The organism is Glaciecola sp. MF2-115 (assembly GCF_047250385.1).
Lineage (GTDB): Bacteria > Pseudomonadota > Gammaproteobacteria > Enterobacterales > Alteromonadaceae > Glaciecola.
Genome location: NZ_JBLBVM010000048.1, coordinates 116,269 through 142,167, shown reverse-complemented (window position 1 = coordinate 142,167; position 25,899 = coordinate 116,269). Strand labels below are relative to the sequence as shown.

Here is a 25,899-nt window from a genome sequence, read left to right as displayed (position 1 = left end):
TTGAAAACATCAAACAATACATTGATTATTACAACAACGAACGCATTAAGCTAAAACTAAAAGGCCTGAGTCCGACACAATATCGAAATCAGGCCTTGGTCGCCGCTTAGAAATGAGTCCAACTTAATGGGGTCACTTCAAAATAGACGGTCGCTTTTTTTTACGTTTGATTTTTTGCCTTTGAGTTTCGAGACAAATGTTTAATCAACACTGAGCCTAGTCGCTCATTTCTTATCACGATCAATCAAGATTTGAATCTGCCCCTTAAGTTCTTGAAGTTGATCTTGAAGTTCATTCATCGAAGGTTCTGATTTTAATCTTTCCTTGTGCATTTCCTCATCCATCACCCCTACAACAATCCCGATGACCATATTCAAAAAGGCAAAAGCAGTGAAGAATATAAAGGTCATGTAGAACAGCCAACTCATCGGATAGACCTCCATTGTCTCATACTGGATGTCTGTCCAATCTTCGAAAGTCATAACTCTGAACAGGGTCAGCATTGAAATAGCAATATTCCCCCACAAGACTGGATTAATATCATGGAATAAGAAACTGCCAATCGCCGCGTAAATATAGAAGATGATGAACATGAGCAAAACAACATATCCTAATCTCGGCAAAGCCTGCAGCAATGAATTGATGAGTATCCTTAGCTCTGGAATAATCGATATCATCCGTAACACTCTGAAAATCCGCACCAGTCTTGCAAGTAACGCCATTTCAGACTCGTTGATTGGGATTAAAGAGATGACGACGACGATAGTGTCAAATACATTCCAACCCGACTTAAAAAAGTCCTTTTTCTTCTCTTCAGAGAAGAACCTAACCATTATCTCAAACAAGAAAAACATCGTTATAAAAACATCGAGGTATTTTGTGATCAATAGCGATGTAGGTGACAAATCATAGGTTTTGGCACCGATTTCTAGAGCAGAGACGATAATAACGGTGATAACAAAAAACTCAAAAAAACGATTTTGTTTCAAGTCAAACAGGGATTTACGCATGGATTCGAACATAAGAGTGAAAGCCACTTATTAGTAGTTGAAAAGGCACTACCGAATGTAGTGCCTGATAAGATTATTTAAAGGCCGTATTTCGCCTTTAGTTGAGCGAGTCTTTCTGTTGACTTCGGTAGCGTGAATTCAAATGATTCAATTCTGCGTTTCGCAATCATTTTGCTATCGTTCAATAATAAAGTCTCAATGTAGTTCAAGTATATTTCTTCATTTTTGACTTCATCATTCATTACTCGATTATAGGCGTCTAATGCTTCTTTATTTTTATTCTGACGAATAAGAATCTGGGCATATGTGTCTACCGTTGCGGCATTGTTGGGTTTTAAATCAAACGCTCGTTTTGCAAAAGTAAATGCTTCGTTCAACTTATTTTCTTCCATCAATAAGTAAGCGAGATTGTTCAGCACCACGAAATTGTCTTTATTAAGACTAAGCGCTTCTTGATACTTTGTAATGGCAGTTGCTCTGTCTTTACCTATTTCTTTCTCTGCAAGCAGCATCAGGGCACTCAAGTCTTTGCTATTATCTGCTGAGTATGTTTTCAATAATTCGTAAGACTTATCATTTTGACCAGATAAATCATAAGCCATTACAAGTACCTGTAAGTTCTTAGAGTTTTGGTTAGCTTCAAAAGCAACTTCAGCATCAGCTACTGCAGCAGCCGGATTGCGCTCACGAAGTTTGATCCGCGCCATCACGCCACGAACAAATGGTAGCTTTTGCACATTATCATTGAGCCCAGCGATCACTTTCTTAGCATTCGCAACATCACCCGACATAACATAGAAGTAACTTTGCAGTACTTGAATTTGAATGTCATCCCTAGCCTCTAAAAACCGTTTAGTTAGTGCTAAGCCGTCTGAGTATTTATTTTGACTATCTAAGAGCAGTAATTGTCCTAAGGCCGCCTCAATGTTGTTTGGTGACAAATTAATCCAACTTTCATAGTGTTCTTCAGCTTCTTTAATTAAACCAGATTGAAGTAAGGCCAAGCCTTTACTTGGCCAGAATGCATTTGGTGCACTTTTATCAGCTGGAATTTTATTAAGTAGATCTAAAGCCTTATCGTAATTTAACTCACTTGCATGCATTCTTGCAGTCAACACGGCTAAATTCGCGTTATCAGGCGCATTTTTCAAAGCTGCTAAGACTGGTGTAAGCCCTTCATCTGTTTTCCCTTGTTTCTGTTTAATTGCAAAATACGCCGTTAATGCAGACAAGTAATCGGGAGTGCTAGATATAATTCTATCGAGCTTAACTAGCGCAGAGTCTAAATCCTCATTTCGAATATCAAGACCCACAAGTGCCATTTGAACTTTGTTATTGTTTGGAGCAACCGCAGATGCGCTTAAAAACTCGGCTTCAGCTTTCGCCAAATCGTTCTTTCTTAATGCAACTTCGCCCGCGAGCAAGAAGCCCTGAGGATCATTACTAGCTTCTCTCTTCCACTCTTCTGAGAGAGCTAACGCTTTGTCGAGTTGATTCGTGGCTAGGTAGGCAGTTGCCAATGTGGTTTTAGCCGTTATTGATTCCGGCGATTTAGCAACCGCATTTTCTAAGTCAAGAACCCCATCAATGTTATTAAGGCTTAATTTTAATACGCCTAAACGAGTTAAATCATCCGCGGTTTCACTAATATTTTCGACTCTTTCAACAACGGCTTGTGCTTTTTTTGCTTCTCCAGATTGTAATAACTCATATCCAGCAGATGAGAACAGGCTTGCATCAGCAGCTGTCAGACTATCTAATCGCTTTAGCACTTCTGACGCTTCTGTTGTCATGCCAGTTTGCAATTGGCTTGCGGCTAGGATTCTTAAACCTGGATGATTGTCTGGCAATGATCCAGCGATCGTTGATAAATGCGTAACTGCCGCAGCGAAATCCCCCTGTTGGAAGGCACTGTAACCTGCCACTAATCTTACAACAGGATCAGCTCGCCCATTGCTAACAGATATTTCAGAGTATTTTTGAGCGTTTGCAAAGTCTTTATCAGCTGCTCGTATAACCCCTTTCAACTGGTTCAGTAAAGGGTTCTGCTCATTGATTTTCAACAAATGATCAACATGAACTTCAGCTTCTTCAGTTCTGCCTTGCTCAACCAACATATTAGCCAGCGCGAACCTTGTCTCAATATCCTCAGGCGCTGCTTTGACATATTTCGCATACACATCGGCAGCTTCGCTTGGTTGTTGATTCAATAAATAAAGTCTTGCTGTAATACTCAGTACATCTTTATTCAGTGGTGCCTGATTCTGCAACGCAATCGCTTCTGTAAGTGCCTTTTCATTTTCTTCCGCTAACACAGTTTTGAGCACGCCAACAAGACCTTTGTATACTGAGTTAGTGTCGAGCTTTTGTAGCTCTTCGATAAGCAATGACGCTTCCGCATTTTTATCAAGTTGAATAAGTGATTGTGCTTTGAAGTAGCCAATTTCAGCTTTTTCTACTGAAGTTAGTTCAGCCATGTCATGATCTATTTCTTCTAGCGCTGCATTTGCTCCAGTGCGCTGATATGCTCGAGCTAGTAATGGAATCGTTTTTGAAGCGGAATAACCTAACTCCATTGCTCTGTTAAGTTCTTTCTCTGCGGCTTGATATTTTTTCTGTTCTAAGTATAAATTACCCAGTTCAAAACGAGCTTCAGCTTGTTTGGGGTCTAGTTGAATCGCATTTTTCAGCTCGACAATCGCTGCTTGTTGATCACCATTGACAACAAATTCTTTAGCAGCAGCAATGTGCTCTTCACTGGTTTTTTGGCTGCATGCACTCAATCCAATTAGCGATGATAATAAAAGCGCCGCAATCGATAGCTTCTTTATTTTTGTTTTATTTGAGAAAAAAGTACTATGTGTACTATTTATTTGCTGACGATTTTGGTTGGTATTTTTCATTCTACTATTCACTTTAATTCCTATTCCCTTGTATTTTGACTTACTATTGAAATACAAAAAATATTCATATTTCAATTAATTACTAACTAACTCAGTTGGTTACAAACTAAGCGATAGTAATGATGGTAAGTTATCGCTAATTCTTATATAATCCGATTTTTACGAAGGCTCTCGCACCCTCTCTGCAATGCCCCCATTCAGTCTATCAGGATACCCGATGACCGACACTGTCGATGTTACATTTAAAGATTTAAATCTTCCAACGCAATTATTACAAGCGTTAGAGAAAGTAGGCTATGAAAAGCCATCTCCAATACAAGCCAAGAGTATTCCACTTTTACTCGATGGTCACGACCTTTTGGGCCAAGCTCAAACAGGTACTGGTAAAACAGCCGCATTTGCGCTACCAATGTTAGCAAACATTGATCCAGACGAAAACTTTACACAACTGTTAGTACTAGCTCCGACACGCGAACTTGCTATCCAAGTCGCTGAAGCGTTTCAGGTTTATGCCAGTTTTTCTAAAAAGATTCGAGTTCTACCAGTATACGGTGGTCAATCTTATGATAACCAAATTCGCCAGCTAAAGCGTGGCGTTCAAGTGGTTGTTGGTACACCGGGTCGAATTATCGACCATATCAAACGTAAAACACTGAAATTAGACAAGTTAAGATTCTTAGTGCTTGATGAAGCTGATGAAATGCTAAGAATGGGTTTCATCGACGACGTTGAGTTGATACTAAGTCATGCACCTGCAGAACGTCAAACGGCGTTATTCAGTGCAACAATGCCTGACGCGATCAAGAAAATAACCAAACGTTATTTGAAAGATCCACAACACGTCAAAATTGAATCAACCGTTTCTAGTGCTAGCATGATTAAGCAACGATACTGCCAAGTAGCTGGGCATCATAAGTTAGAAGCTTTGACGCGTATCATGGAAGTTGAAGAATTCGACGGCATGATTATCTTTGTTCGCACCAAGACGGCAACGGTTGAATTAGCTGACAAATTAACTGCTCGCGGATATGACGTAGAGCCTTTAAACGGTGACATTCCTCAGAATGCACGTGAAAGAACAGTAGAGAAATTAAAGCGTGGTGATATCGATATTCTTGTAGCAACGGACGTTGTTGCTCGTGGTCTTGATGTTGAACGCGTTAGTCACGTCATTAACTTTGATATCCCATACGATACTGAATCATATGTTCACCGTATTGGCAGAACAGGCCGTGCCGGTAGAACAGGTGATGCAATCTTGTTCATCTCTCACCGTGAAAAACGTTTGTTGTTCGCGATTGAGAAAGCAACGAAGCAACGTATAGAAAACATGGATATTCCTTCAATTTCACAATTGAATGAATCACGTTTGGTTCGCTTCAAGCAAAGCATTGTCGAAGCGATGAAAGATGAATCAATTGAGTCATATATTCCGATTGTTGAGTCTATTATGGAAGAAACGGAAGCTTCTCCAGATGTCATCATGGCAGCACTAGCTAAAGTTGCGCAAGGCGATGAACCATTATTGCTTAAAGAGTCTGATCGTCCTGATTTGCATAGCAAACCAACGTTTAATGACCGCAATGATCGTGGTGATCGCGATAACGGCAGAAGACAAGGACGCAATGAACGCAATGAGCGTGGCAGGAATGACCGCAATGATAGAAAACCGCGTCAACCAAGAGGCAACAGCACTCCTGATGAAGGTATGCAACGTTTCAGAATTGAAGTTGGTCATTCGCACGGCGCTAAGCCAGGTAATATCGTTGGCGCAATCGCCAATGAAGCAAACATTAGCAGCAAGAACATAGGTGCAATTGAAATCTATGACAACTTCACAACTGTTGATTTGCCAAAAGGCATGCCAAATGAAACTAAAGAAACGCTAATGAAAACACGCGTTGCTGGTCAAAGATTAAATTTACGCGAGTGGTCGGACACTCCACCAAAGCGTAAAAAATAATATTCTTTACCAAAAATTTTAAAGCCACTTTATGTGGCTTTTTTTATGCCCGCAATTCAAAACAAAGACACACCTTATTTAACTCTTATTCTTTAACTCCCGAATAAAGTTGCCTAAATAAAGACACACCTATTTCCAATGAAAATCATATAGCGTTAACAAAATAGTCATCGCAACCAAACTCAAAAACACCGCACATATTATTCCAAAACGTAATATCACCTGTAAAAATATTGCTTTATAAGAATAAGCAATAAAGTCATAATCAACATAGTTTATTTTTAAAGTGCAATTCAAATGAAGTATTTCCCAATATTCGTCGATGCTGAACACATTCATTGCTTACTCGTGGGAGCAGGCGAAGTAGCAGCTCGAAAATGCGAACTACTTTTAAAAACCCCAGCAAAAATCACTATCGTTGCCCCCTGGATATGTGAAAGTGTCAAACGATTAGTTGAAGAATCAGAGCAAATCACATTTATTGAACGAAAGTTTGAAGATCAAGACATCGATGGTAAGCAAATGATTTTCGTTGCCACTGACGATGAACTGATAAACAAACACATACATGACATCGCACATGCAAAGCACTTGCTCGTTAACGTTGTTGATAACACACCACTATGTAAATTTATTACCCCATCAATAGTTGATCGCTCGCCTATCATCATTGCAATGAGTAGCGGAGGAGTCGCTCCGGTTTTGTTGCGCTACTTGCGTCAAAAATTAGAAAGTGTAATTCCTAATAAAGTAAAATTACTCGGTAATTTTTCTGAGAAGTTTCGTAGTACCGTCAAAGACGCACTTGGCTCAGTTACAGACAGACGCTACTTTTGGGAAGAAGTGTTAGATGGTGATATTGGTGAATCCATTCTGCAAGGTAACAGTAAGCAAGCTGAAGCAAAATTTGATAAGGCACTTATCGCTTATAGGAATGGTGATAAGCCAACCGGTCAAGTTTATTTAGTCGGTGCAGGGCCAGGTGATCCTGATTTACTCACCTTCAGAGCGTTAAGACTTATGCAAAAAGCAGATATCGTCGTTTATGATCGTTTAGTGAGCCCAGATATATTGGAGTTAGTGCGTAGAGATGCAGAAAAAATTTATGTAGGTAAAGAAAAAAGTAATCACACGATCCCTCAAGAAGACATTAATGAGTTACTGGCGAGAAAAGCTTTAGATGGCAATAGGGTTGTCAGGTTAAAGGGCGGCGACCCGTTTATCTTCGGGCGAGGTGGTGAAGAAATAGAAACATTAGTAGAGCATGGTGTTGACTTTCAAGTTGTCCCTGGGATCACTGCAGCAACTGGTGCAGCAAGCTATGCTGGCATTCCGCTAACTCATAGAGACCACGCACAGTCAGTCACTTTTACGACTGGCCATTTACGAGACAACACCATTAACTTGAATTGGCCAGCTTTGGTGCAACAGAATCACACCCTTGTTTTCTATATGGGCCTAACGGGCTTACCGATAATCTGTGAAAAGCTTATCGAACATGGCATGCCCAAAGAAATGCCCATCGCACTAGTACAATCTGCCACCCGAGAAGATCAAAAAGTTGTAACTGGCACTCTTGAGGATATTGTCGATAATCCTAATACGGCGTTGTTAAAACCGCCAACATTGATTATTGTAGGTACAGTCGTTAATTTACACTCTTCACTTAACTGGTTTTCACAAGGAAATGTGCACCAATAAAAATTTGGGGTTATTTCATGCACAACCTGTTAAAAGTAATCGTTAGCCTTATTATAATTAGCGGAGCACTAATATCGTCTGCAAGTTATGCTCAACAAAAACACTTTTATAAACTCAACACAAATGCAGGAGTTGAACTCAATTATCAATGGTTGAGCCTTGATGGTCCTCGGCAATTAAAATTCACTCTTTTACAATCAGATATAGAAGCTTTACCTAATTCGGCCCCAGCTTACAATCCAATGTTAGCGCAAAACCACATTCATAGAACTTTGCTTGAATATGCCCAAACCATTGATCCAAAAGTTGCAAGAATTAACATTAAACGTTCTGGTAGCTCATTAAATATGGAAGTGTCAGGAAGCTCTGAAACAAAAATAAACGAAATTACAGAAACTCTGAGTAGCAAACATACTCAAGCAGAAACAGAATATTTAGCTAAAAACTACTACACACCCTTTCAAAATGAATATGGTCAAATGGCCATCAAGCAAGATCATCGCCGCTACGCGATTGAAAGCAGCGACAATCTTGAGAGTGTTGTAGAATCCATCAAAAAACAATTGAATAAGCCCAATAACAGCAGAGAGTTTATTAATTTTACTTTGGATTGGTTACAAACGATTCCATACGACACACTTGAGAACCGCATTTCTTCAAATGGTTCAGGCTTCGCCGCCCCCAAACAACTTATACTCAACAACAAGGGAGACTGCGACAGCAAATCAACTTTGTTTCTTGCGCTCTTGAAAGCCTACAACCCAAACATCTCCGTAAAAATGATTTTCCTACCTCAACACGCATTGGTTGGTATAAGCATGAAAGCGGAAAAGAATGATATTGCGATTGAACAAGATGGTGTGACTTACATACTCGCGGAACCTACTGGAGCAGCGCAACTACCACTTGGAGAAATAGCCCCCTCAAGCATGATGTATGTGCGCAACCGTCAATTCACAACGGAAATGTTCTAACTCCAAGACCGTTAATAAAGACACACCTATTTGCGGTGCCACCAACATTCAACATTCCTTAAACAAAGACACACCTTTTTTCGGTGATAATTAGCATGCAGTAAATAGAAACAAATAACCTATCCGTTTATAAACCTTAAATAGGTGTGTCCTTATTCCCAACTTTACAGATAAAAGTGGTGATAAGATAAAGGAGAGTTGCAGATCTATCCGATTGCATCTATTGTTCGTGGCAGAATGTGCGTTTGGTCGTCAGATCAACCGAATAAAGACACATCATCTCAGCATTGATTAACTCACAGCAGAAGACAAATAATGATGACAACAAGACAAAAACTTATTCCCCTACTACTCTCGGGCTTACTTAGTTTTAGTGCAGTTAGTATTGCCGACGAGCATGAGGAAATAGAAAAAGAAGAAAAACCTTATGCGACTTGGGACGTACTCAATCCGCCTATGCCATTATCTAGCATCGAAATAAGCACCAACGAAACAACTTGGTCTAGTCTCGACGTCAGCCCCAACGGCAAACAGTTCGTATTTGACATGCTAGGTGATATTTTCATCGCCAGCACTGACGGCGGTGATGCAAAAGCCTTAACCCAAGACTTTGCATGGAACATCCATCCAACAATCAGTCCAGATGGTAAACAAATCGCATTTATTTCAGATCGCGACGGTTTATCAAACGTCTGGGTAATGGACACCAACGGCGAAAACCTTCGCCAAGTAACAAAAGAAAAGAAGAACTTGATTCACTCTCCGAAATGGAGCCCCGATGGCGAGTACATTGTCGTCAACAAGGGGATCATGTCTAGTCGAAGTATCCCAGCTGGTGAAATTTGGCTTTATCATCAAAGTGGTGGTAACGGCTTAGCAATTAAAACCAGAGTGAATGGCAAAGCCGATCAGAAAAACATTACTGACCCTGCATTTTCGCCTGACGGCAAATACATATACTACACAAGAGACGTTACAGGAGGCTCAAGATTTAGTTACAACCGTGACGCATTGAAAGGTCTATTCGCTATCATTCGCTATGACCGCGAAACCGGTGAAGAAGAACGCTACATATCAGGTACTGGCGGTGCAGTCGTACCTACCCCATCACCAGATGGTAAATACATTGCGTTTATACGCCGTGTTAAAAGTCAAACAGCCTTATTCTTGAAGGACATCAAAACCGGCGATGAAAAAGCAATTTTCATGGACCTAGAACGCGATATGCAAGAAGGCTTCGGAAGTGAAGGTTACTTTGCGTATTTCGATTGGACGCCTGATTCCAAGCAAATTATGTTTTGGACTGGCGGTAAGTTCCACAAATTAGCGATTAAAGATAAATCGCTAACCACGATTGATGTCAATATCAAATCAACAATACAGTACGCTGATGCTTTGCGCTTCGAAGTTGATGTCGCTCCAGATGAATTTGATGTGAAGGCTATTCGATGGGCGCAAAAGTCACCTAACGGCAAAACAGTGCTATTCCAAGCGCTTGGCAAACTTTATGTCAAAGATATTAAAAGTGGTAAGGTCAAACGACTAAGTAAGCAAAATGACCACGACGAATACTACCCTCGCTATTCCAATGATGGTAAGAAAATCGTATATACAACCTGGAGTGATAAAGGCCAAGGCGATATCCGAGTTATCTCTGCCAATGGTGGTAAAGGAAAAATAGTTAGCATATCAAAAGGCCACTATATAGAGCCGAGCTTTTCAACTGATGGAAAGTTAATTGCTTATCGCAAATTTACTGGGGGTTATCTTCTAGATCCAACAAACTCAATTGATCCCGGCATCTATGTACTCAACTTGAAAGAAAAAACCACAGAGCGTGTTTCCAAACGAGGAGTTGAACCACATTTCTCTGCTGGCAATGACCGTGTTTACTTCACTGAATCTGTGGGCGGTACCCCTTATTCAGAAACTCAGTTTTCGAGTGTGAACTTAAGAGGCGAAGACAAGCGCATTCATCTATACGGTGCCGATAAAGTGAGTGAATATCGCTTATCTCACGACAAAAAATGGATCGCGTTCGTGCATCAATACAATACTTTCGTGGCACCATTTGCAGATAATGGCCAGAAAATATCTATCGGCCCTAAGATGTCCTCGTTACCGGTTAAACAACTATCAGCGCGCTCAGGCAACTATATGACATGGAGCCCAGATAATGCATCTGTTGGCTGGTCACATGGTCCACGCTATTTCGAAAGAAGTTTGGATGAATCATTTAGCTTCTTAGCCGAGAACGAAGCAGAATTACCTGAACCTTTGAACGAAGGTATGGAATTAGGCTTCAAAGCTAAATCTCACAAACCAAATCGCTACACCGCAATAGTAGGTGGAAAAGTAGTGACGATGCGTGATGCTGATAATCAACAAGAAGTAATTGAGAATGGCGTTGTACTCATTAAAAATAACATCATAGAAGCCGTCGGTAACAAAGCTGATATTACCGTTCCTAGTGATGCACTGATAATTGATGCCGCAGGCAAAACCGTTATTCCTGGGCTTATTGATGCTCATGCACACGGAGCACAAGGTCGAAGCGAAATAATTCCTGAGCAAAACTGGAGCCAATACTCAAATCTGGCATTTGGTGTTACTACTATTCATGATCCTTCAAACGATACGACAGAAATCATGGCTGCGAGTGAACTACAGCGCACAGGACAACGAGTTGCACCGCGAATCTATTCGACAGGTACAATTTTATATGGTGCAGAAGCATTGAGTTATAAAGCGGTCATTAATGATTATAATGACGCGTTTTATCATGTACAACGCTTGAAAGACCTTGGAGCTATTTCAGTTAAAAGTTACAACCAACCTCGACGTGATCAACGTCAACAAGTGCTTGTAGCCTCTAAAAACCAAGACATGATGGTAGTGCCGGAAGGTGGTGGTAAATTCCAACAAAACATTTCGATGCTTGTAGATGGACACACCGGCTTAGAGCATAGTCTTCCAATTGCCAATGGTTACAGTGACCTAACTCAATTATGGAAAGCCACTAAGTTCGGATATACACCGACTTTCGTTGTGTCTTACGGTGGCTTAACTGGTGAGACGTATTTCTATGATCGTAGCAACGTATGGGAAAACGAGCGCCTTATGCGATATACGCCTCACTTCCTGGTCGATCGCAATATTCGCCGTCCAAAAGCGCCGGATGATCATTACAACCACTATGCTGTCGCTAAATACGCGAAAGAACTTCGTGATAATGGTGTTAGCGTGCACATCGGTGCGCATGGCCAGCGTGAAGGTTTAGGTGCTCATTGGGAACTATGGTTGATGGAACATGGCGGTTTTACACCATTTGAAGCAATTCGTGGCGGAACAATAGATGGCGCTAAGCATCTTGGAATGGACAAAGCTATTGGCAGCATTGAAGTTGGGAAACTAGCCGATATGGTCATAATAGATGGTGACGTTTTGAGTGATCTTCGCAGAAGTGAATTTGTTGACTATACGGTTATTAATGGTCGTGTATTTGAAGCGGCAACGATGAATGAAGTAGGTAGTAAGAATAAACGTTCTCCTTTCTTCTTCGAAAACGATAACAACATGTTTATGCCAAAACAAACTCAAGAACAAATGGAAGCGAAAGCTCACACTTACCACTGGGTGCATTAATTAACGTAAATTGATTGTTTGAAACAATAAAAAACGCGTCAAATTGGCGCGTTTTTTTATGCCTGATTTATAGCAAAATACCTTGTCTGTACAAAATTAGTACTACAAAGTAGCCAAAGTTACGCGTGACGTGATATTTGAAGCGAAAAATACGCTTTCTTTTTTTAAAGTCTGAATTAACAGAATAAGCCAAAAAATCCCCTGTCAGCATACGTAAAAAACTTAAAAATTCATGCTAAGCTATTATTTACATTAGTATTTTACCACCTGTACCAAGAGTACCTGACCTTCTAGTCTCGATCATAAGTACATCTTTAAAAATGGGACAATATTGCAAAATGTCCCATTTTTAAAAGTATTTGTCCCATTTTTAAACGTCGTTTTTTAGAAACCTCAGTAAGCTTGTTCCCCATACCAAAGAGCAATGACATGAAAACGCTTAACTTCTTTCAGGGAATGAAATACACATGCAACATTCAACAGCACTATTTAGAAAAGAAGCCATAGAAGGCCAGAAAAAATATAATCTCGGTGAGGCTATATTACTGCCAAGAAGCAATCATCAGTATTTAACAGTAGCGCTCGTTTTCTGGTTTTTACTCCTAGGTGCACTACTCATTAATGCCAATTTTAGCAATAAGGTAAGTGTCAGCGGTTGGCTCGTGAGTGCAAAGGCAAGTATTGATATTATGCCTAACGAAACAGGCGGTATTGTCAAATCAACCAATATATACAATGGTCTACATGTCACCAAGGGACAGTTACTTCTTGAAATAGAGCGCACTGCACCTTCGCTCAGTCACTCTAATGTCTCTCAGCAAGTAGCATCGCTAAACGCACAATATACGCTGTTAGAGGAACGACAAGAAATTCTCCAAAACAAATACATACAGCAATTAAAATTAAACGATGGCTTGAAAGAAGGCTATCAAAAACATTTATTGCTCAACGCCAATTTACTCACCAAAGTCAAAGAGCAATTAAAAGACGCAATGGATGAAGAAGCACTTCTTTCATCATTAATACGCACTAAGAACTTAAGCAAAGCCACCTTTAATATTCAAAAAGAAAAACGTCAGTCCATCGAACTTCAATCAGCCCAATTGCAATCTGCGAAGCTAGAGCTTGAGGATAAATTACAATCCACTGAACAAAGCAGAATCAGTAATAAGCTTGAATTAGAAGAAGCTCTCAATGCCTTAGCATCAAAAATGAAGGCCCTAAAGTTGGAATTGGAAGCCTCCAAAATGTCACGCAACTACGTAATTAAAAGCCCCATCGATGGCATTGTTCATAACTTACAGATTAATAGCGGAGAAACAATTCATTCACAGCTACCATTGATGCAAATAACGCCTTTAAACACTCCCTTAAAAGCAAGACTCTATATTCCGTCTAATCATATTGGATTTATTGAAGAAGGCCAATTAGTTCAGTTAAGACTCAAGGCCTTCCCCTATCAAAAGTTTGGCATGGCAAAGGCGATAGTTAGTCAAGTCTCACAACAAATTTTGCTGCCACATCAAGTAAAGAACTTACCAATACAATTATCAGAGCCAGTCTTTATTGTTGAAGCCGAACTGAGCGAGCAATACATGAGTGCAAATGGCACACCAGTTGATTTGAAGGCAGGCATGCTTTTGCAAGCCAATGTCACTCTAGCAGAGCGTAGCTTATTGGAATGGTTATTGAGCCCAATTTATAGTTTGCGAGGACAATTCTAATGCTATTTAAAACAAACAATAAACACACAAATGAAGAAGATGCTCGTAACCCCGATTCGCGTAGAAGCGTCGCTAACAAACTAAACAAAGTTTTAAACTTTTCATCCAAAACGAGGCTAAACGTTGTGATGCAAGCGGAAGCAAGTGAATGCGGACTAGCCTGTATCGTAATGATCGCCAACTATTACGGTAACTACATTAGTTTAGACAAACTTCGCCAGCGGAACCCGATATCGAATCAAGGCAGCAACTTAAACCAGATAATGCAGATTGGCGACCTATTGGGAATGTCGAGCCGAGCACTAAAAGTGGAGCTTTCGGAACTTAATCAACTCAACACGCCGTGCATTTTGCATTGGAATTTTCAACACTTTGTAGTACTCACTAAAGTAAGTAAGTCGCATTGCACAATTGCAGACCCAGCACTGGGAACTAGGAATCTCACTAGGCAACAGGTCAGCGAAGCTTTCACGGGTGTGGCTATTGAAATGCAGCCGAACAAAAAATTTAAACAAGCTGATGCCTCGCAAAAACTAGAGCTTAAGCATTTCCTGACCAAATCGATTGGCCTTAAGAGACAATTAACAATACTATTTTCTTTAAGTTTATTGCTCCAACTATTTGCCATTGCCAGTCCCTTCTATATGCAAACAGTGATTGATGAAGTCCTGATAAAATCCGATATTTCGTTGCTAACCGTTTTAGCCATTGCGTTTGCACTCTTGCTACTTATTGACACACTGACGAGTTTACTGCGAGAGCGCGTCATGCTGTATTTTTCAAATCAATTTAGCATCCACATGTCGACTAGAGTATTCACTCACTTATTATCCTTGCCCCTCAATTATTTTCAGAAGAGGCATCTGGGAGATATTGTCAGCAGATTTGGCTCTTTACAGAATATTAGAAAAATTGTTACTTCCGGCATTATTTCGGGGCTGATCGATGGTTTGATGGCGGTAATAATGCTTTTAGTTTTATTTATATATTCCGCAAAATTAGCAATAGTAGTGTGTCTTGTTGTTTTGCTTTATACCTTATTGCGCGGCCTAAGTTTTTCAACAATGAAGCAATTAAATATGGAAGTGATCCATAGCCAGGCGAATGAGAACACACACTTCATGCAAAGTGTTAGAGCCATTAAAACTATTAAGCTCAATAATAATAGTGCTCAACGTGGCTCACAATGGCTCAATTTACTGGGTCGTGCGATGAACAATCAAATCAAGCTTTCAACATGGGAAATCAATATTTTCACTCTAAATAAACTGCTGTTTGGTTTAGAGAACATCCTTATAGTCTATTTAGCGGCGAACTTAGTCACACTGAATCTATTTTCAATAGGCATGCTGTATGCGTTCATGAGCTATAAAAACAAATTTATCAATGCAACTGACGGCTTAATTAACAACTTTATCGAGTTTAAGATGCTAAGAGTTCACTTAGATAGATTAGCCGATATTGTATTTACAGAAAGCGAATTGAATCTGAGTCTTGAGAGCGAAATTAATAATAGTATAGAGAAATTAAGTCCCAAACTCGAAAGTGTATACCACCTCTCAGTGCGTGACTTATCGTTTAAATACCACAACGAACATGACTTTCTTTTTAAAAACCTTAACTTCAATATTGCGAAGGGAAAAAGTGTCGCAATAGTCGGCGCCAGTGGATGCGGCAAATCGAGTTTACTACTGTGCTTGATGGGCCTGAACATTAGCGCGCAAGGCAAGGTCTATATCAATGGGCATTTGTTAAACGCGAGAAACCGTCACCATCATAGTATCGCCGCAGTGCTTCAAGATGACCAACTACTCAGTGGCACTGTGCTTGAGAATATCACTGATTTTGCTGAGCAGAGCAAACTCTCACTCGCTATCGAAGCAAGTAAGACGGCTTGTTTACATGACGACATCATGAGCATGACGATGCAATACAACACCTTGATAGGTGATATGGGAAATTCATTGAGCGGTGGCCAAAAACAAAGACTGCTGCTTGCTAGAGCCCTCTATAAAGAACCAAGTTTATTGTTCCTAGATGAAGCTACAAGCCATCTAGACGCAGCTAACGAGTCGATAATAAACGAAAATTTAAAACACTTGAGCATGACTAAAATCATGATTGCTCATCGACAAGAAACCATTGTGAGTGCAGATATTGTGCTCGCTTTCATTCAGGGTGAATTATGTGATGTCAGCCATCAATATCTCGCCAAATCAACCCAGCAACAACATCAAAACAAGGAATACAATGATGAATATGATAACTCTAATACAAACGCTGTCTAAGCGCGAAAAACAAATTGCAATGAAGATAATGGAGGGCTTACCGAACAAGCTGATTGCAGCTGATTTATTTATAAGTGAACGGACTGTGAAGTTCCATTGCGCCAATATTTATCGCAAGCTAAATATAAGTAACAGAGCAACTCTAATGGCGAACTATTATAAGGACCTATACGATATGGCTTCGTAAAATGACAAGTGACATAAACTAAAATGAAAAGCCCAGGCCCTACTGAATTAATCAGCCTCTCCTGGGCTTTCTATCCTCTAATCTTTGCTCGTAATTTGATAGTACAAATCGAGTGTATTATTCACGCCACTTACTGCTTCTAAATATAACTGGGGAAGTAATTGGTAGTGAACACTTACCTCACTAACAGAATCAAATACGCCAATGCCATAAGTGATCTTAACACCTTCAGCTAATTGACCTGATAACTGCACTTGCGTATCACCGCCTTGCCCAGCAGTTTGTATATTTAAATCTTTAACACCGAGCTTTTGACCTAGGCTACCAATGCCATTTTCACTTCGGCCAACACCGTAGCTTACTAAAGCATTAACCAAAGTCGTATTGGAGTCGGATGACTCACCACCCGCTCCAAAATTATCTGCGCCACTGATGAGGTACGACAATTGCCGTGCTTGTTCCATAGATGGCTCGGAAAAAAGTTCTACCCTTGGCTTAATAGCATTCCCCGTAACACGAATACCCGCAACCACATCGTCTTTAGTGTTCAACGGATTTCGAATTGCCTCTATATCAAATGCAGGTACATCAGGTTGGCCACTAAAACTAATGTCTCCCTTCCTAATTTGAAGGACTTGTGAGTAGGCTTCGTAATCTCCTTTTAGCACTTGAACGATACCGTTCACTCTTGTATTTTTGGCATCAAGTTGAACATTAAGATCTCCGCTTAGCTCGGCTTTCAAGTCCAGTGCATCAAGTTTAACCTCCCCTTTTTTAGCTTTATCAATTAAGATATTTACGTTCACATCAAGAGGGATTGAAGACTGGTTTGCGACCTTCTTCTCATCAACAACAATAATATCTTGAGTCGGTGTCTTGGCACTTGGGGGAAGTGATTTGATCTTTATTCTGGCATAAGGCACTTCAACATCGCCTGCAACAGATAATAAATCGGGTCTTAAATTGATTTTGAGATCAGGTGAAACTTGGAATTTATAAGTTTCGTAGGCAATATCAAGCTTATCCCCCAACACTTGCAAATTCACCAGAAGTGCGTCGCTAAAGTCGAGATCGCCATCGATGCTACCTCTGCCTTCACCAAGCCTAAATTGGCCTGAAAAATCGGCTTTAGAGCCATTAAATACGACTTTTTGATTGTAGTCCGCCAACCTTAATGGATAAGCTTTTAAAATCACAGCACCATCAGCTAAGGTCAGTTCACCTTGCAGTGCAGGCTTGTCTACAGGTCCCTCAAATGTAATGTCGGCGTTAATATCTCCATTGAGCTTCTTCACTTCAGTAATGAATGAAGCAAAATAGGACACGGCAAAGTCGCTGATAACGAGCTTACCTTGATGTTGATAAGGCTGATTGCTTAAATCTAATTGACTATTTAGACTAACCGTTCCAGCTTCGGTACTATCAAAGCTAAAACTACTTTCAATGCTCTTCGGCGTACCTTGAACCTTTGCCTGAATATTCTCTATATTAACCTTGCTATCGTTCGAAACGAGTGTCGCGTTCGCGGCTGATATATCGGCCGAAAAGTTTAGCCCTTGTATTTGCTGCCAGTCCACATCAATGTCGGCATTTAAATCAAGCGAAGATTGCTCAATATCAAACGTTGGTAGAAGCTGGGCAATCCCAGCATTCATTACATTGTAATCGAGTGAAAGTTTGGTTTTTGCAGCTTCTTGTGTGGCATTTACATTGCCGATACACAGCTTATCTGAGCGCCCTTCCCAGCAATGTTGCTCTAACTGTAAACTGAAAGGCTGTAAGTTGATGGCGACTTCTGGCTCACTTTGTAATGAAAGCTCAGCGAAACTAGAAACAATACTGCCTTGTAACCATTTCCCTGACCAGCCAGTATTGTCCGCATTCAGCTTCCCTTTGAAATACTGCTGTGTGATATATTCACCTTCGGGTATATCGAGCCTTAGTGACTGTTCATCTTCATCACCACTAATTTGAAGATCGAGTTGAGGGATATTCTGTCCACCTGTATACAAGTTAACTATTGAGACTTGTGCTTTGGAGGATAATTTATTAGCCATATCGACACTGGCGTCTATCAATGCATCCTCTAAGCGAAGACCTCCAACAACCACCTCTTTAGCATTGGCTTGTATAACAATTTTCGGTTTTTCGATTGAGCCTGATGCATTTCCTCGTGCAAAAAGTTGCCCCTGTAATTCTGGATAAATATCACTTAAGGCTTCTAAATTAAGTTTAAAATCAAGACTTGAAGCACTTACTTTTTCCTGATTTGGGAAATTCACCCCCATCTCAGCCATGGACTCAAGAGCTTGAGATGAATATAAATTTCCTTGCACGTTTAGATTATTTTCACCTTGCGTTAAGCGCACGCCTTGAACCAAAATATTGCCACTTTTTTCCAATTCAGCATCGGCAACTAGTGATAACGGCAAGTTTTGCCAAGAGCCACGCAATGACGCGCCTTGTACACTGCCTGATTGTGTTGTTTCAGTGATGAGGATAGTGTGAGGAACTGAGCCTGAAATAAGCGATTCCAAAGTAGGATTCACCTTGGATAACTTTAAAGAATCGAGAGACAATTTGCCGTTAAACGCCAATTCCGTTTCATTATTCGCATTGGGTGCAATTTTAGCCTTACCTGTATAATCGATATTTCCGATACTTCCACTTAGATTCAATTTTTGAATATCGACCAGCGAACGGGCTTGTAACCTCCTTCCCATTGGCTTGAACAAAGCATTAATCTCCGCATCACTCACTCCCATAAACTCGTCTGATCTAAGCATGCTTGTAAAACGATATCCCTGCATATCCCCGTCAACCCTAGCTTGCAACAAGGACACACCTATTAGCGGTGCTAAATCAGCATCAGTTAGGCTGGGCAGCCAAGCTTTAATCGCGTCCTCTACAGCCGGTTTCAACTCCTCGAGCTTTATATCCGCCTTTAAAGGCAGGTTCAAGGAAGCTAAATCAATTGCAGCGTTGATACTCAATAATTTTTGCTGAGTTGGTAAGTGCGTAAGAGCCAAGTCTATTTTGTTTAAACTACCTTGATTTTTAAGTTCGAAACCTTTGCCATTGTTGAAAATAGGTGTGTCTATTTTTAGCGCTTTTGGTTTGGGTGAGAGGTCCGAAATAGGTGTGTCCTTTTTCAGAGCGTAAAGTAAGATGTTGTGCTCAAAGTTTTTCGCGAAGTTCAACGATGCTTTGAGTTTGAGGTGTGTTGGTGCAAATGCAGGTTCTACTGGGCCTTGGTTTAAACTATCTATTACGACTGTTGTTTCAAGTTTTTGGTTCTTCAAACCTAATTCAAAAGCTAAAATGTCGGTGCATAACACAGTTGAAAACGAATCATCCCCCATTTGTTGCTTAACACACATATTTCGAAGTGTGGCGTTTTTCAAAGCTAACTCAATAGGAATAAAAACTTCTGGGATCTTAATTACTTCATATTGATAGTTGGCTAAGGCACTCAACCATTCCCTTGGCCTTTGTTCGTTTTTAGGTGTCACAGGAGCAACCGGCTTAGTAACATCAGTCGCCTTTGGTAAATTCAACGCCAATGATGCAAAGTCCAAGCGAGTAATATTCAAACGGTCTTGAAAGGAGAGTGACAACAACAAGTCATTGAGTCGCACCATCTCGAAGCTATGTTGAGATAATAGGATTTCGCCTACTTTTAGTTCATTCAAGCTAAGTAAAATAGGAAGCTTAATGAGTTTATTTTTAGTTTCCTCTACTTCTTCAACACTTGCTGGCATATCTCCCAACGCGATATTGACTTTGTTTAAGTGCAGTTTATTGATGCAAACTTCACCGACAAAAAGGCAACTCAGACTTAAATCGAGTGAGATATCACCTAAGCTTGCATCCAAACCCGGTTGTTGCAACTTAACCTGCTTGAGTTGAAGTTCTGAGTATAAGCTTCCGCTCTTGTAGTCAACATTGACACCAAAGCCCCCCTCATTAACGTAGTCTATTGCCCATTTCGTACCTGTACTCGATAAAGCAAAGCTAACGATAAGCGCAATAATGAGAACAAGCGACAACAATGTCCACGATGCTATTTTTAAAAAACGATTGAAAATCCGAGTCTTTGTCATTTTAAATCCCCGGACCTATTGAAAAGTGGAGTCGCCACGTTTTCTCTTCATCACTGAACCCCCTTGCTATATACAATCTTATTGTACCAACAGGAGATAACCAATGCGCACCTAGCCCAGTTCCATAAATGGGCGATTTTCCAAAGTCATTACTTGCGCTACCCGCATCTAAAAAGACAGCCATTCTCCATTCATCGCTAATAGGGTAAGCATACTCTGTGCTGCCAACAGCAAGAAATTGCGCGCCAATAAGTTCTTCCTCACCAGTGGTGTCATCAATTCTCGTTTCACTTACCGAGTTCAAGCCAAAGCCACGCACACTTTGGTCACCACCGACGAAAAACCTCAGACTCGCAGGCACTCTATCAAAATCATTTGTAACAATTGCGCCAGCGTCTCCCCGCAAGATGAAACGGTGTTTACCAAAAGTTCTAATCCATTTAGTTCGAGCCGTAACACGGACTACGTTAATGTCAGAAATAACGCTATCCGATGCTGTTTCTAACGTAAGTTGCTGACGGTCGCCCCAATCTACGAACAAATCACCTTGTTTTCTTACTCGATTAAATGTAATTCCAGGCATTAATAGCTGCGTCGATTGTTCTTCATCGATACCTTGAATAAAGTTTTCATATTCATAACGCAGAAACACAATCTTGTCCCAATCATCTTTTTCCTTCGCTCCGAATTGGCGCTGAACGGCAAGCGTGTATGTCTGGCTATCGCGCTGTTCTTCATTCAGCTCTTGATATCCACCTTGGATTTTTAGAAAGTCATTGAGAGGGTTTGCCATAGGAATGGTGTAAGCCATAGAAACGTTCTTTTTCGGACCTGAAATGTACAATTCAGAGGATAAACTGTGCCCTCGTAAATTCACCCATGGCCTTTTCCAGTTAGCAGTGACTCTTGGTCCCGAGTCAGTAGATGCACCAATACCAAATTGATAAGTGTCTCGCGGTTTGGCTGTAAGTAACACTTCAATGGGCACAATCTTATTTACCTTGTCTTCGCTGCTCATAGCATTAATATTGGCTCTGACAATTACGTTTTCATAGTAGGCGGTTTGTCGAATTGACTGAGTGAACTGACTAATTAGTTGCTGATCAAAATATGCTTCTTCGTTAAAAGGCTTAACGGCTTCAACTAGAGCCATGCCTCTATCCTCTGCAATATAAGATAATGGTCCGAAGCGATAACGTGGACCAAACTTAAACTTCCAGTAGATGTTTGCTTGGTTGTCCGCCAAGCTTACTTGCACTTCATTTTTATCGAGTACGAAATCAAAATAACCAAAGATTAGTGCATAAGACTGAATTCTTGTTTTAATTCCATCGTATTTAGATTGATCTAAAGGTTTTCTCTCAAGGGCTTTCAAGGCGCTAATGAGTTCACTTAGCTCAACAGGAAAATGCGCTTCTTGCATTACTTGTTCATCGAACTCTAAGGTCACAGCATTGACAGACAATTTAGGCCCTAAGTTGACGACTATTAAGACTCCGCCATTTTCAAATGATTTTTTATTGAGATTTTTAAATTCAATCGTTGATTGATAAAAAGAAAAAGCACGGATTGCTGTCGAGACTTTGGTGCGAATTTGCTTCTCGAACTGTGCAATCTCATAATCGTTTTCAGGAAAACTCTGCCCCGCCAAATGTAATTGAATATTATCTACGATTTGGCTGTCTATGCTTTTATTGTCATCTGCAGATTTCACTTCCCACTTTGCAAGCGCGGGAGCATGAAAAACAAAAACAATTAGGATGAGAACGTTGCTGATACAGTATCGGCAACTTGAAAAGAAGGAAATAACCTGCCCCTTAAATTTGTAAGTAAAAACTTCGTAAAAAAACCAAATAGGTGTGTCTTTATTGTCCTAGTATTTGTACGAGACAGCAAGCCTATAGACCAGTTATTATTGTTAAGGTTCACAATCTGGTCGTGCGATCAGTAGCCCGACATTCTTTATTCAACTATTCTAAATGCGTCTGAAGGGAATCAGGCAAATACCTACCACGGATGGTGAGGGCATAGGCTATCTTAAAGACTGGCCTATGTTACTTACTTATTTATTGGTCAATTAACTACTAAGACTGGAAATAAGCATGAAAAATAAAACAGAAAATCACAAGGAATTAAATCAAGAACAACTGCTAGCCGTTTTCGGTGGCGCTCCACTTAACTTCGATCCCGACTATAAAAATGAACCTCTAGCACCACGAAAAATGGGGTTTCCGGATGAGCACGGTTTCACGACAGTTGGTAACGGCAAAGTGCCAATGCCATATGTATAAGCAGTAGTCATACACACAGTTTCAAGGAACTTGTTTTACTATCGACAATAATACTTTCAGCGCGGGTGAGCTAATTCTAAATTAGGCATTCGCGCTTTTTTGTGCAAAGCAAAATGTCCCACTTGAATAGTCAAACTAAGTCTGAACATGCACGTTTAAGACCCACTAGAAATGATTTAAGCATCTAGAAGAACAAAACCCCAAAAACGAAAAGTTAGTGGGGTTTCAATCAAATATTAAACGCTATGTCCATTGCGGTTGACTAGACCAGCAACGCCGCTTCTTTTACTTGTGAAAATTGCTCATTTTGACGAGCTTATTTATATTTTCAGTCTAAATAAACGCTTATCTAGCAAGGTATAAAAGCAAAGACTTACGCCTTAAGAAATATACTACAGTATAAATCTGCTTAAGTCTTCATTATCCGCTAAATTTTCCAAGTGGTGGTTAACATATTCTTTATCAATCACCAAAGATTCCCCTGCCTTGTCAGAAGCCTCAAATGAAATTTCCTCCATCAAGCGCTCCAGCACAGTGTAAAGACGACGCGCACCAATATTTTCGGTTTTCTCGTTCACTTGCCATGCAACTTCCGCAATTCGCTGAATACCAGACTCGGTGAAATCGATATCCACTCCTTCAGTCTTCAATAATGCTTTGTATTGCAAAGTAAGAGAAGCATCTGGTTCCGTTAGGATTCTTACGAAGTCTTCCACGCGCAACGCCGACAACTCGACTCTAATTGGAAGGCGTCCTTGCAGCTCTGGAATTAAGTCAGATGGTTTAGCCATTTGAAATGCGCCAGAAGCGATAAACAAAATATGATCGGTTTTAACCATGCCATGCTTGGTGGACACTGTTGAGCCTTCAACTAAGGGTAATAGATCGCGTTGAACACCTTCTCTTGATACGTCACCGGATTGATTACCTTCTCGCTTACAAATTTTGTCAATCTCATCGATAAAAACAATACCATTTTGCTCAAGAGACTCAATCGCCGTTTCTTTTAAATCCTGTTGATTCACTAATTTGCTTGATTCTTCTTCTATTAAGAGCTTGAACGCGTCTTTAACTTTCAGCTTCTTCTTCTTTTTACTATTTTCACCAGAGAGGTTTTGAAACATACCTTGCAGTTGATTGGTCATTTCTTCCATGCCTGGAGGCGCCATAATTTCAACGCCAACTTGTGGAAGAGCCACATCTAACTCTATTTCTTTATCATCTAGTTGGCCTTCTCGTAATTTCTTGCGAAATACTTGACGCGTCCCTTTATCTTGATTCTCTTCGCGCTCCCCTGTAGCACTTTTCGCAGGGGGCAATAAGATATCTAAGATTCGTTCTTCAGCAGCTTCTTCCGCGCGATATTTCACTTTCTTCGCGGCATCTTCTTTGGTCATTTTCACCGCGATGTCTGCTAGATCACGTATTATCGTTTCAACTTCTTTACCAACATAACCAACTTCAGTAAATTTTGTTGCCTCGACTTTTATGAAGGGAGCATTCGCCAATTTAGCCAATCGACGTGCGATTTCAGTTTTACCTACACCCGTTGGTCCAATCATTAAAATGTTCTTAGGTGTAACTTCTTGGCGAAGTTCAGGCTCAAGTTGCATCCGGCGCCAGCGATTTCGCAGTGCGATAGAGACGGCTTTTTTAGCATCAGATTGACCAATAATGTGCTTATCTAATGCATGTACAATTTCTCTGGGAGTCATTTCTGACATAGTCTAGTACCTTTGATTAGCTTGCCAAACGGTCCTAATAGTAAACGTTCAGGCAGGATAATTTAAAAATGGGATTAATAATCGAGTGTTTCAATGGTTTGATTTTGATTGGTAAACACGCAAATATCGCCAGCAATTGTTAAGCTCTTTTCAGCGATTTCCTGTGCACTTAACTCTGTATTTGCAAACAATGCAGTCGCTGCAGCTTGGGCAAAGGGTCCACCAGAACCAATAGCGATGAGATCTTGCTCTGGTTGTATCACGTCACCATTACCGGTAATGATCAATGATGCACTATGATCTGCCACTGCTAACAATGCTTCTAACTTTCTCAGCATACGATCCGTTCGCCAGTCTTTGGCTAACTCTACTGCCGCTTTAGTTAGGTGACCTTGGTGCATTTCTAGTTTTGATTCAAAGCGTTCAAACAGAGTAAATGCGTCGGCAGTTCCACCAGCAAAGCCAGCCAGCACTTTGTCGTTATAAAGACGTCTAACCTTACGTGCGTTTCCCTTCATAACGGTATTGCCAAGTGACACTTGGCCATCACCCGCAATCACTACTTGATTGCCTCGACGAACTGATACGATCGTTGTCATGTAAACTCCTATTTAATACCGTCTAATTTCTGTTAGTCAGTAATAAGTGGGGGGCGTTCAAACAATTTCAAGTCTCGATTTAAGGTCCGACACTATGTTTAATGAAGTAAACAGGAAATTAAACTAATCCCAATTCCAAATCTGGCAACGATTGACCCGAGCAGATCGCAAACTATGACGGTCTCTTTCGGCGTCTCGCTTAGTATCATAAGGGCCAAGAACAACGCGATACCAAATACCTTTGGAGCCTTTACTCTCCAATACCTGAGATTCCATTCCTTGGAATGCTATCGTCGCTTTTAATTCTTCAGCCTGAGTTTGTTTTCGAAATGAACCGCATTGCATTAGGTAACGGCGATCAGAATTAGGCAATTCCTCCACTTCAACTTCAACAGAATAGGAAGGCAAACCCTCGATGAACTCCCATTCTTCTTCTGCAAGAACAGGTAAGGGATCTTTTTCATCGCTTTGGTTTTTGAAGGTTAATTCACCAAGTGAATTTTCATTGCTAGCCTGCACATTGTTCGCCTGCGTTGCATTGTTCGTAGCGCTTGTTGCCGTACCCTCCTGTACTGCATCGTCACCACCTGCGTCCTTTAAAACCCATAGCCCAAATACAAAACCACCTATAATGGTTATTGCAAAGGCGACTTTGAACCAAGCAATAGTTTGTACAGCTTGTTTTTTCTTCTTTGGACTTTGTTTTTTCTTTTGGCTACGCGCCACGTAATCTCTTTGCGCCATATTATTCTTATATTATCTTTATTTTTGAGTTGGCTTCGAAGGC

The 25,899-nt window shown here is 40.5% G+C and carries 16 protein-coding genes; 9 read left to right on the top strand and 7 right to left on the bottom strand.

Features of this window, described 5'->3' with window-relative positions; all coding sequences use genetic code 11:
• Positions 1-110: IS3 family transposase (locus tag ACKLNX_RS08245; protein WP_412970873.1), on the top strand; the 110-nt coding region annotated here is incomplete at its 5' end.
• A 114-nt stretch (positions 111-224) separates the two neighbouring features.
• Here the strand turns inward: ACKLNX_RS08245 and ACKLNX_RS08240 are convergent.
• Both ACKLNX_RS08240 and prsT read right to left on the bottom strand, forming a co-directional pair.
• On the bottom strand, positions 225-1,022 hold the full coding sequence (locus tag ACKLNX_RS08240) for an ion transporter (protein ID WP_412971969.1): 798 nt from the start codon (positions 1,020-1,022) through the stop codon (positions 225-227).
• Between the two features lie 65 nt (positions 1,023-1,087).
• A complete protein-coding gene (gene prsT, locus ACKLNX_RS08235; RefSeq protein ID WP_412971968.1) occupies positions 1,088-3,925 on the bottom strand; it encodes an XrtA/PEP-CTERM system TPR-repeat protein PrsT in 2,838 nt (945 codons plus the stop codon).
• A gap of 205 nt (positions 3,926-4,130) precedes the next feature.
• On the opposite strand from prsT, the gene ACKLNX_RS08230 reads away from it, so the two are divergent.
• The 7 genes from ACKLNX_RS08230 (at position 4,131) to ACKLNX_RS08200 (ending at position 16,395) form a co-directional block, all read left to right on the top strand.
• Complete coding sequence (locus ACKLNX_RS08230; protein ID WP_412971967.1) at positions 4,131-5,876, top strand: DEAD/DEAH box helicase; 1,746 nt, start codon at positions 4,131-4,133, stop codon at positions 5,874-5,876.
• Positions 5,877-6,173: 297 nt separating this feature from the next.
• Positions 6,174-7,577 (top strand): siroheme synthase CysG, encoded by a 1,404-nt coding sequence (gene cysG / locus ACKLNX_RS08225; RefSeq protein WP_411693309.1) that lies wholly within the window; start codon positions 6,174-6,176, stop codon positions 7,575-7,577.
• A gap of 17 nt (positions 7,578-7,594) precedes the next feature.
• On the top strand, positions 7,595-8,551 hold the full coding sequence (locus ACKLNX_RS08220) for a hypothetical protein (RefSeq protein ID WP_412971966.1): 957 nt from the start codon (positions 7,595-7,597) through the stop codon (positions 8,549-8,551).
• Positions 8,552-8,866: 315 nt separating this feature from the next.
• A complete protein-coding gene (locus ACKLNX_RS08215; RefSeq protein WP_412971965.1) occupies positions 8,867-12,196 on the top strand; it encodes an amidohydrolase family protein in 3,330 nt (1,109 codons plus the stop codon).
• A gap of 467 nt (positions 12,197-12,663) precedes the next feature.
• The gene (locus tag ACKLNX_RS08210) at positions 12,664-13,920 is read left to right on the top strand and encodes an HlyD family secretion protein (protein WP_412971964.1); all 1,257 of its coding nucleotides are present in this window, start codon (positions 12,664-12,666) and stop codon (positions 13,918-13,920) included.
• Positions 13,920-16,208 carry a peptidase domain-containing ABC transporter gene (locus ACKLNX_RS08205; protein WP_412971963.1) on the top strand — a complete coding sequence of 763 codons (2,289 nt, stop codon included), beginning with the start codon at positions 13,920-13,922 and terminating at the stop codon, positions 16,206-16,208. Before ACKLNX_RS08210 ends, ACKLNX_RS08205 begins: the two co-directional genes overlap by 1 nt.
• The gene (locus ACKLNX_RS08200; protein WP_412971962.1) at positions 16,111-16,395 is read left to right on the top strand and encodes a helix-turn-helix domain-containing protein; all 285 of its coding nucleotides are present in this window, start codon (positions 16,111-16,113) and stop codon (positions 16,393-16,395) included. Before ACKLNX_RS08205 ends, ACKLNX_RS08200 begins: the two co-directional genes overlap by 98 nt.
• A 77-nt stretch (positions 16,396-16,472) precedes the next feature.
• Here ACKLNX_RS08200 and ACKLNX_RS08195 read toward each other — a convergent pair whose 3' ends face one another.
• Positions 16,473-20,498 (bottom strand): translocation/assembly module TamB domain-containing protein, encoded by a 4,026-nt coding sequence (locus ACKLNX_RS08195; protein ID WP_412971961.1) that lies wholly within the window; start codon positions 20,496-20,498, stop codon positions 16,473-16,475.
• A 1-nt stretch (position 20,499) separates the two neighbouring features.
• On the bottom strand, positions 20,500-22,212 hold the full coding sequence (locus tag ACKLNX_RS08190; protein WP_412971960.1) for an autotransporter assembly complex protein TamA: 1,713 nt from the start codon (positions 22,210-22,212) through the stop codon (positions 20,500-20,502).
• Positions 22,213-22,600: 388 nt separating this feature from the next.
• Between ACKLNX_RS08190 and ACKLNX_RS08185 the strand changes: the two genes are divergently transcribed.
• A complete protein-coding gene (locus ACKLNX_RS08185; protein WP_411693316.1) occupies positions 22,601-22,789 on the top strand; it encodes a hypothetical protein in 189 nt (62 codons plus the stop codon).
• Positions 22,790-23,181: 392 nt separating this feature from the next.
• On the opposite strand, the gene hslU is transcribed toward ACKLNX_RS08185, so the two are convergent.
• The 3 genes from hslU to ACKLNX_RS08170 all read right to left on the bottom strand — a co-directional run bounded on the left by hslU (position 23,182) and on the right by ACKLNX_RS08170 (position 25,856).
• Positions 23,182-24,513 (bottom strand): ATP-dependent protease ATPase subunit HslU, encoded by a 1,332-nt coding sequence (gene hslU, locus ACKLNX_RS08180; RefSeq protein WP_411693317.1) that lies wholly within the window; start codon positions 24,511-24,513, stop codon positions 23,182-23,184.
• Between the two features lie 74 nt (positions 24,514-24,587).
• Complete coding sequence (gene hslV / locus ACKLNX_RS08175) at positions 24,588-25,112, bottom strand: ATP-dependent protease subunit HslV (protein ID WP_411693318.1); 525 nt, start codon at positions 25,110-25,112, stop codon at positions 24,588-24,590.
• Positions 25,113-25,235: 123 nt separating this feature from the next.
• Positions 25,236-25,856, bottom strand: coding sequence for an SPOR domain-containing protein (locus ACKLNX_RS08170; RefSeq protein ID WP_412971959.1), 621 nt, complete (start codon positions 25,854-25,856; stop codon positions 25,236-25,238).
• Positions 25,857-25,899: the final 43 nt, after the last annotated feature.

Coding starts and splice junctions, on each gene's coding strand:
- ACKLNX_RS08240 (WP_412971969.1), bottom strand. CDS start 1,022: ATGTTCGAATCCATGCGTAAATCCCTGTTTGACTTGAAACAAAATCGT.
- ACKLNX_RS08230 (WP_412971967.1), top strand. CDS start 4,131: ATGACCGACACTGTCGATGTTACATTTAAAGATTTAAATCTTCCAACG.
- cysG (WP_411693309.1), top strand. CDS start 6,174: ATGAAGTATTTCCCAATATTCGTCGATGCTGAACACATTCATTGCTTA.
- ACKLNX_RS08220 (WP_412971966.1), top strand. CDS start 7,595: ATGCACAACCTGTTAAAAGTAATCGTTAGCCTTATTATAATTAGCGGA.
- ACKLNX_RS08215 (WP_412971965.1), top strand. CDS start 8,867: ATGATGACAACAAGACAAAAACTTATTCCCCTACTACTCTCGGGCTTA.
- ACKLNX_RS08210 (WP_412971964.1), top strand. CDS start 12,664: ATGCAACATTCAACAGCACTATTTAGAAAAGAAGCCATAGAAGGCCAG.
- ACKLNX_RS08205 (WP_412971963.1), top strand. CDS start 13,920: ATGCTATTTAAAACAAACAATAAACACACAAATGAAGAAGATGCTCGT.
- ACKLNX_RS08200 (WP_412971962.1), top strand. CDS start 16,111: ATGTCAGCCATCAATATCTCGCCAAATCAACCCAGCAACAACATCAAA.
- ACKLNX_RS08195 (WP_412971961.1), bottom strand. CDS start 20,498: ATGACAAAGACTCGGATTTTCAATCGTTTTTTAAAAATAGCATCGTGG.
- ACKLNX_RS08185 (WP_411693316.1), top strand. CDS start 22,601: ATGAAAAATAAAACAGAAAATCACAAGGAATTAAATCAAGAACAACTG.
- hslU (WP_411693317.1), bottom strand. CDS start 24,513: ATGTCAGAAATGACTCCCAGAGAAATTGTACATGCATTAGATAAGCAC.
- hslV (WP_411693318.1), bottom strand. CDS start 25,112: ATGACAACGATCGTATCAGTTCGTCGAGGCAATCAAGTAGTGATTGCG.
- ACKLNX_RS08170 (WP_412971959.1), bottom strand. CDS start 25,856: ATGGCGCAAAGAGATTACGTGGCGCGTAGCCAAAAGAAAAAACAAAGT.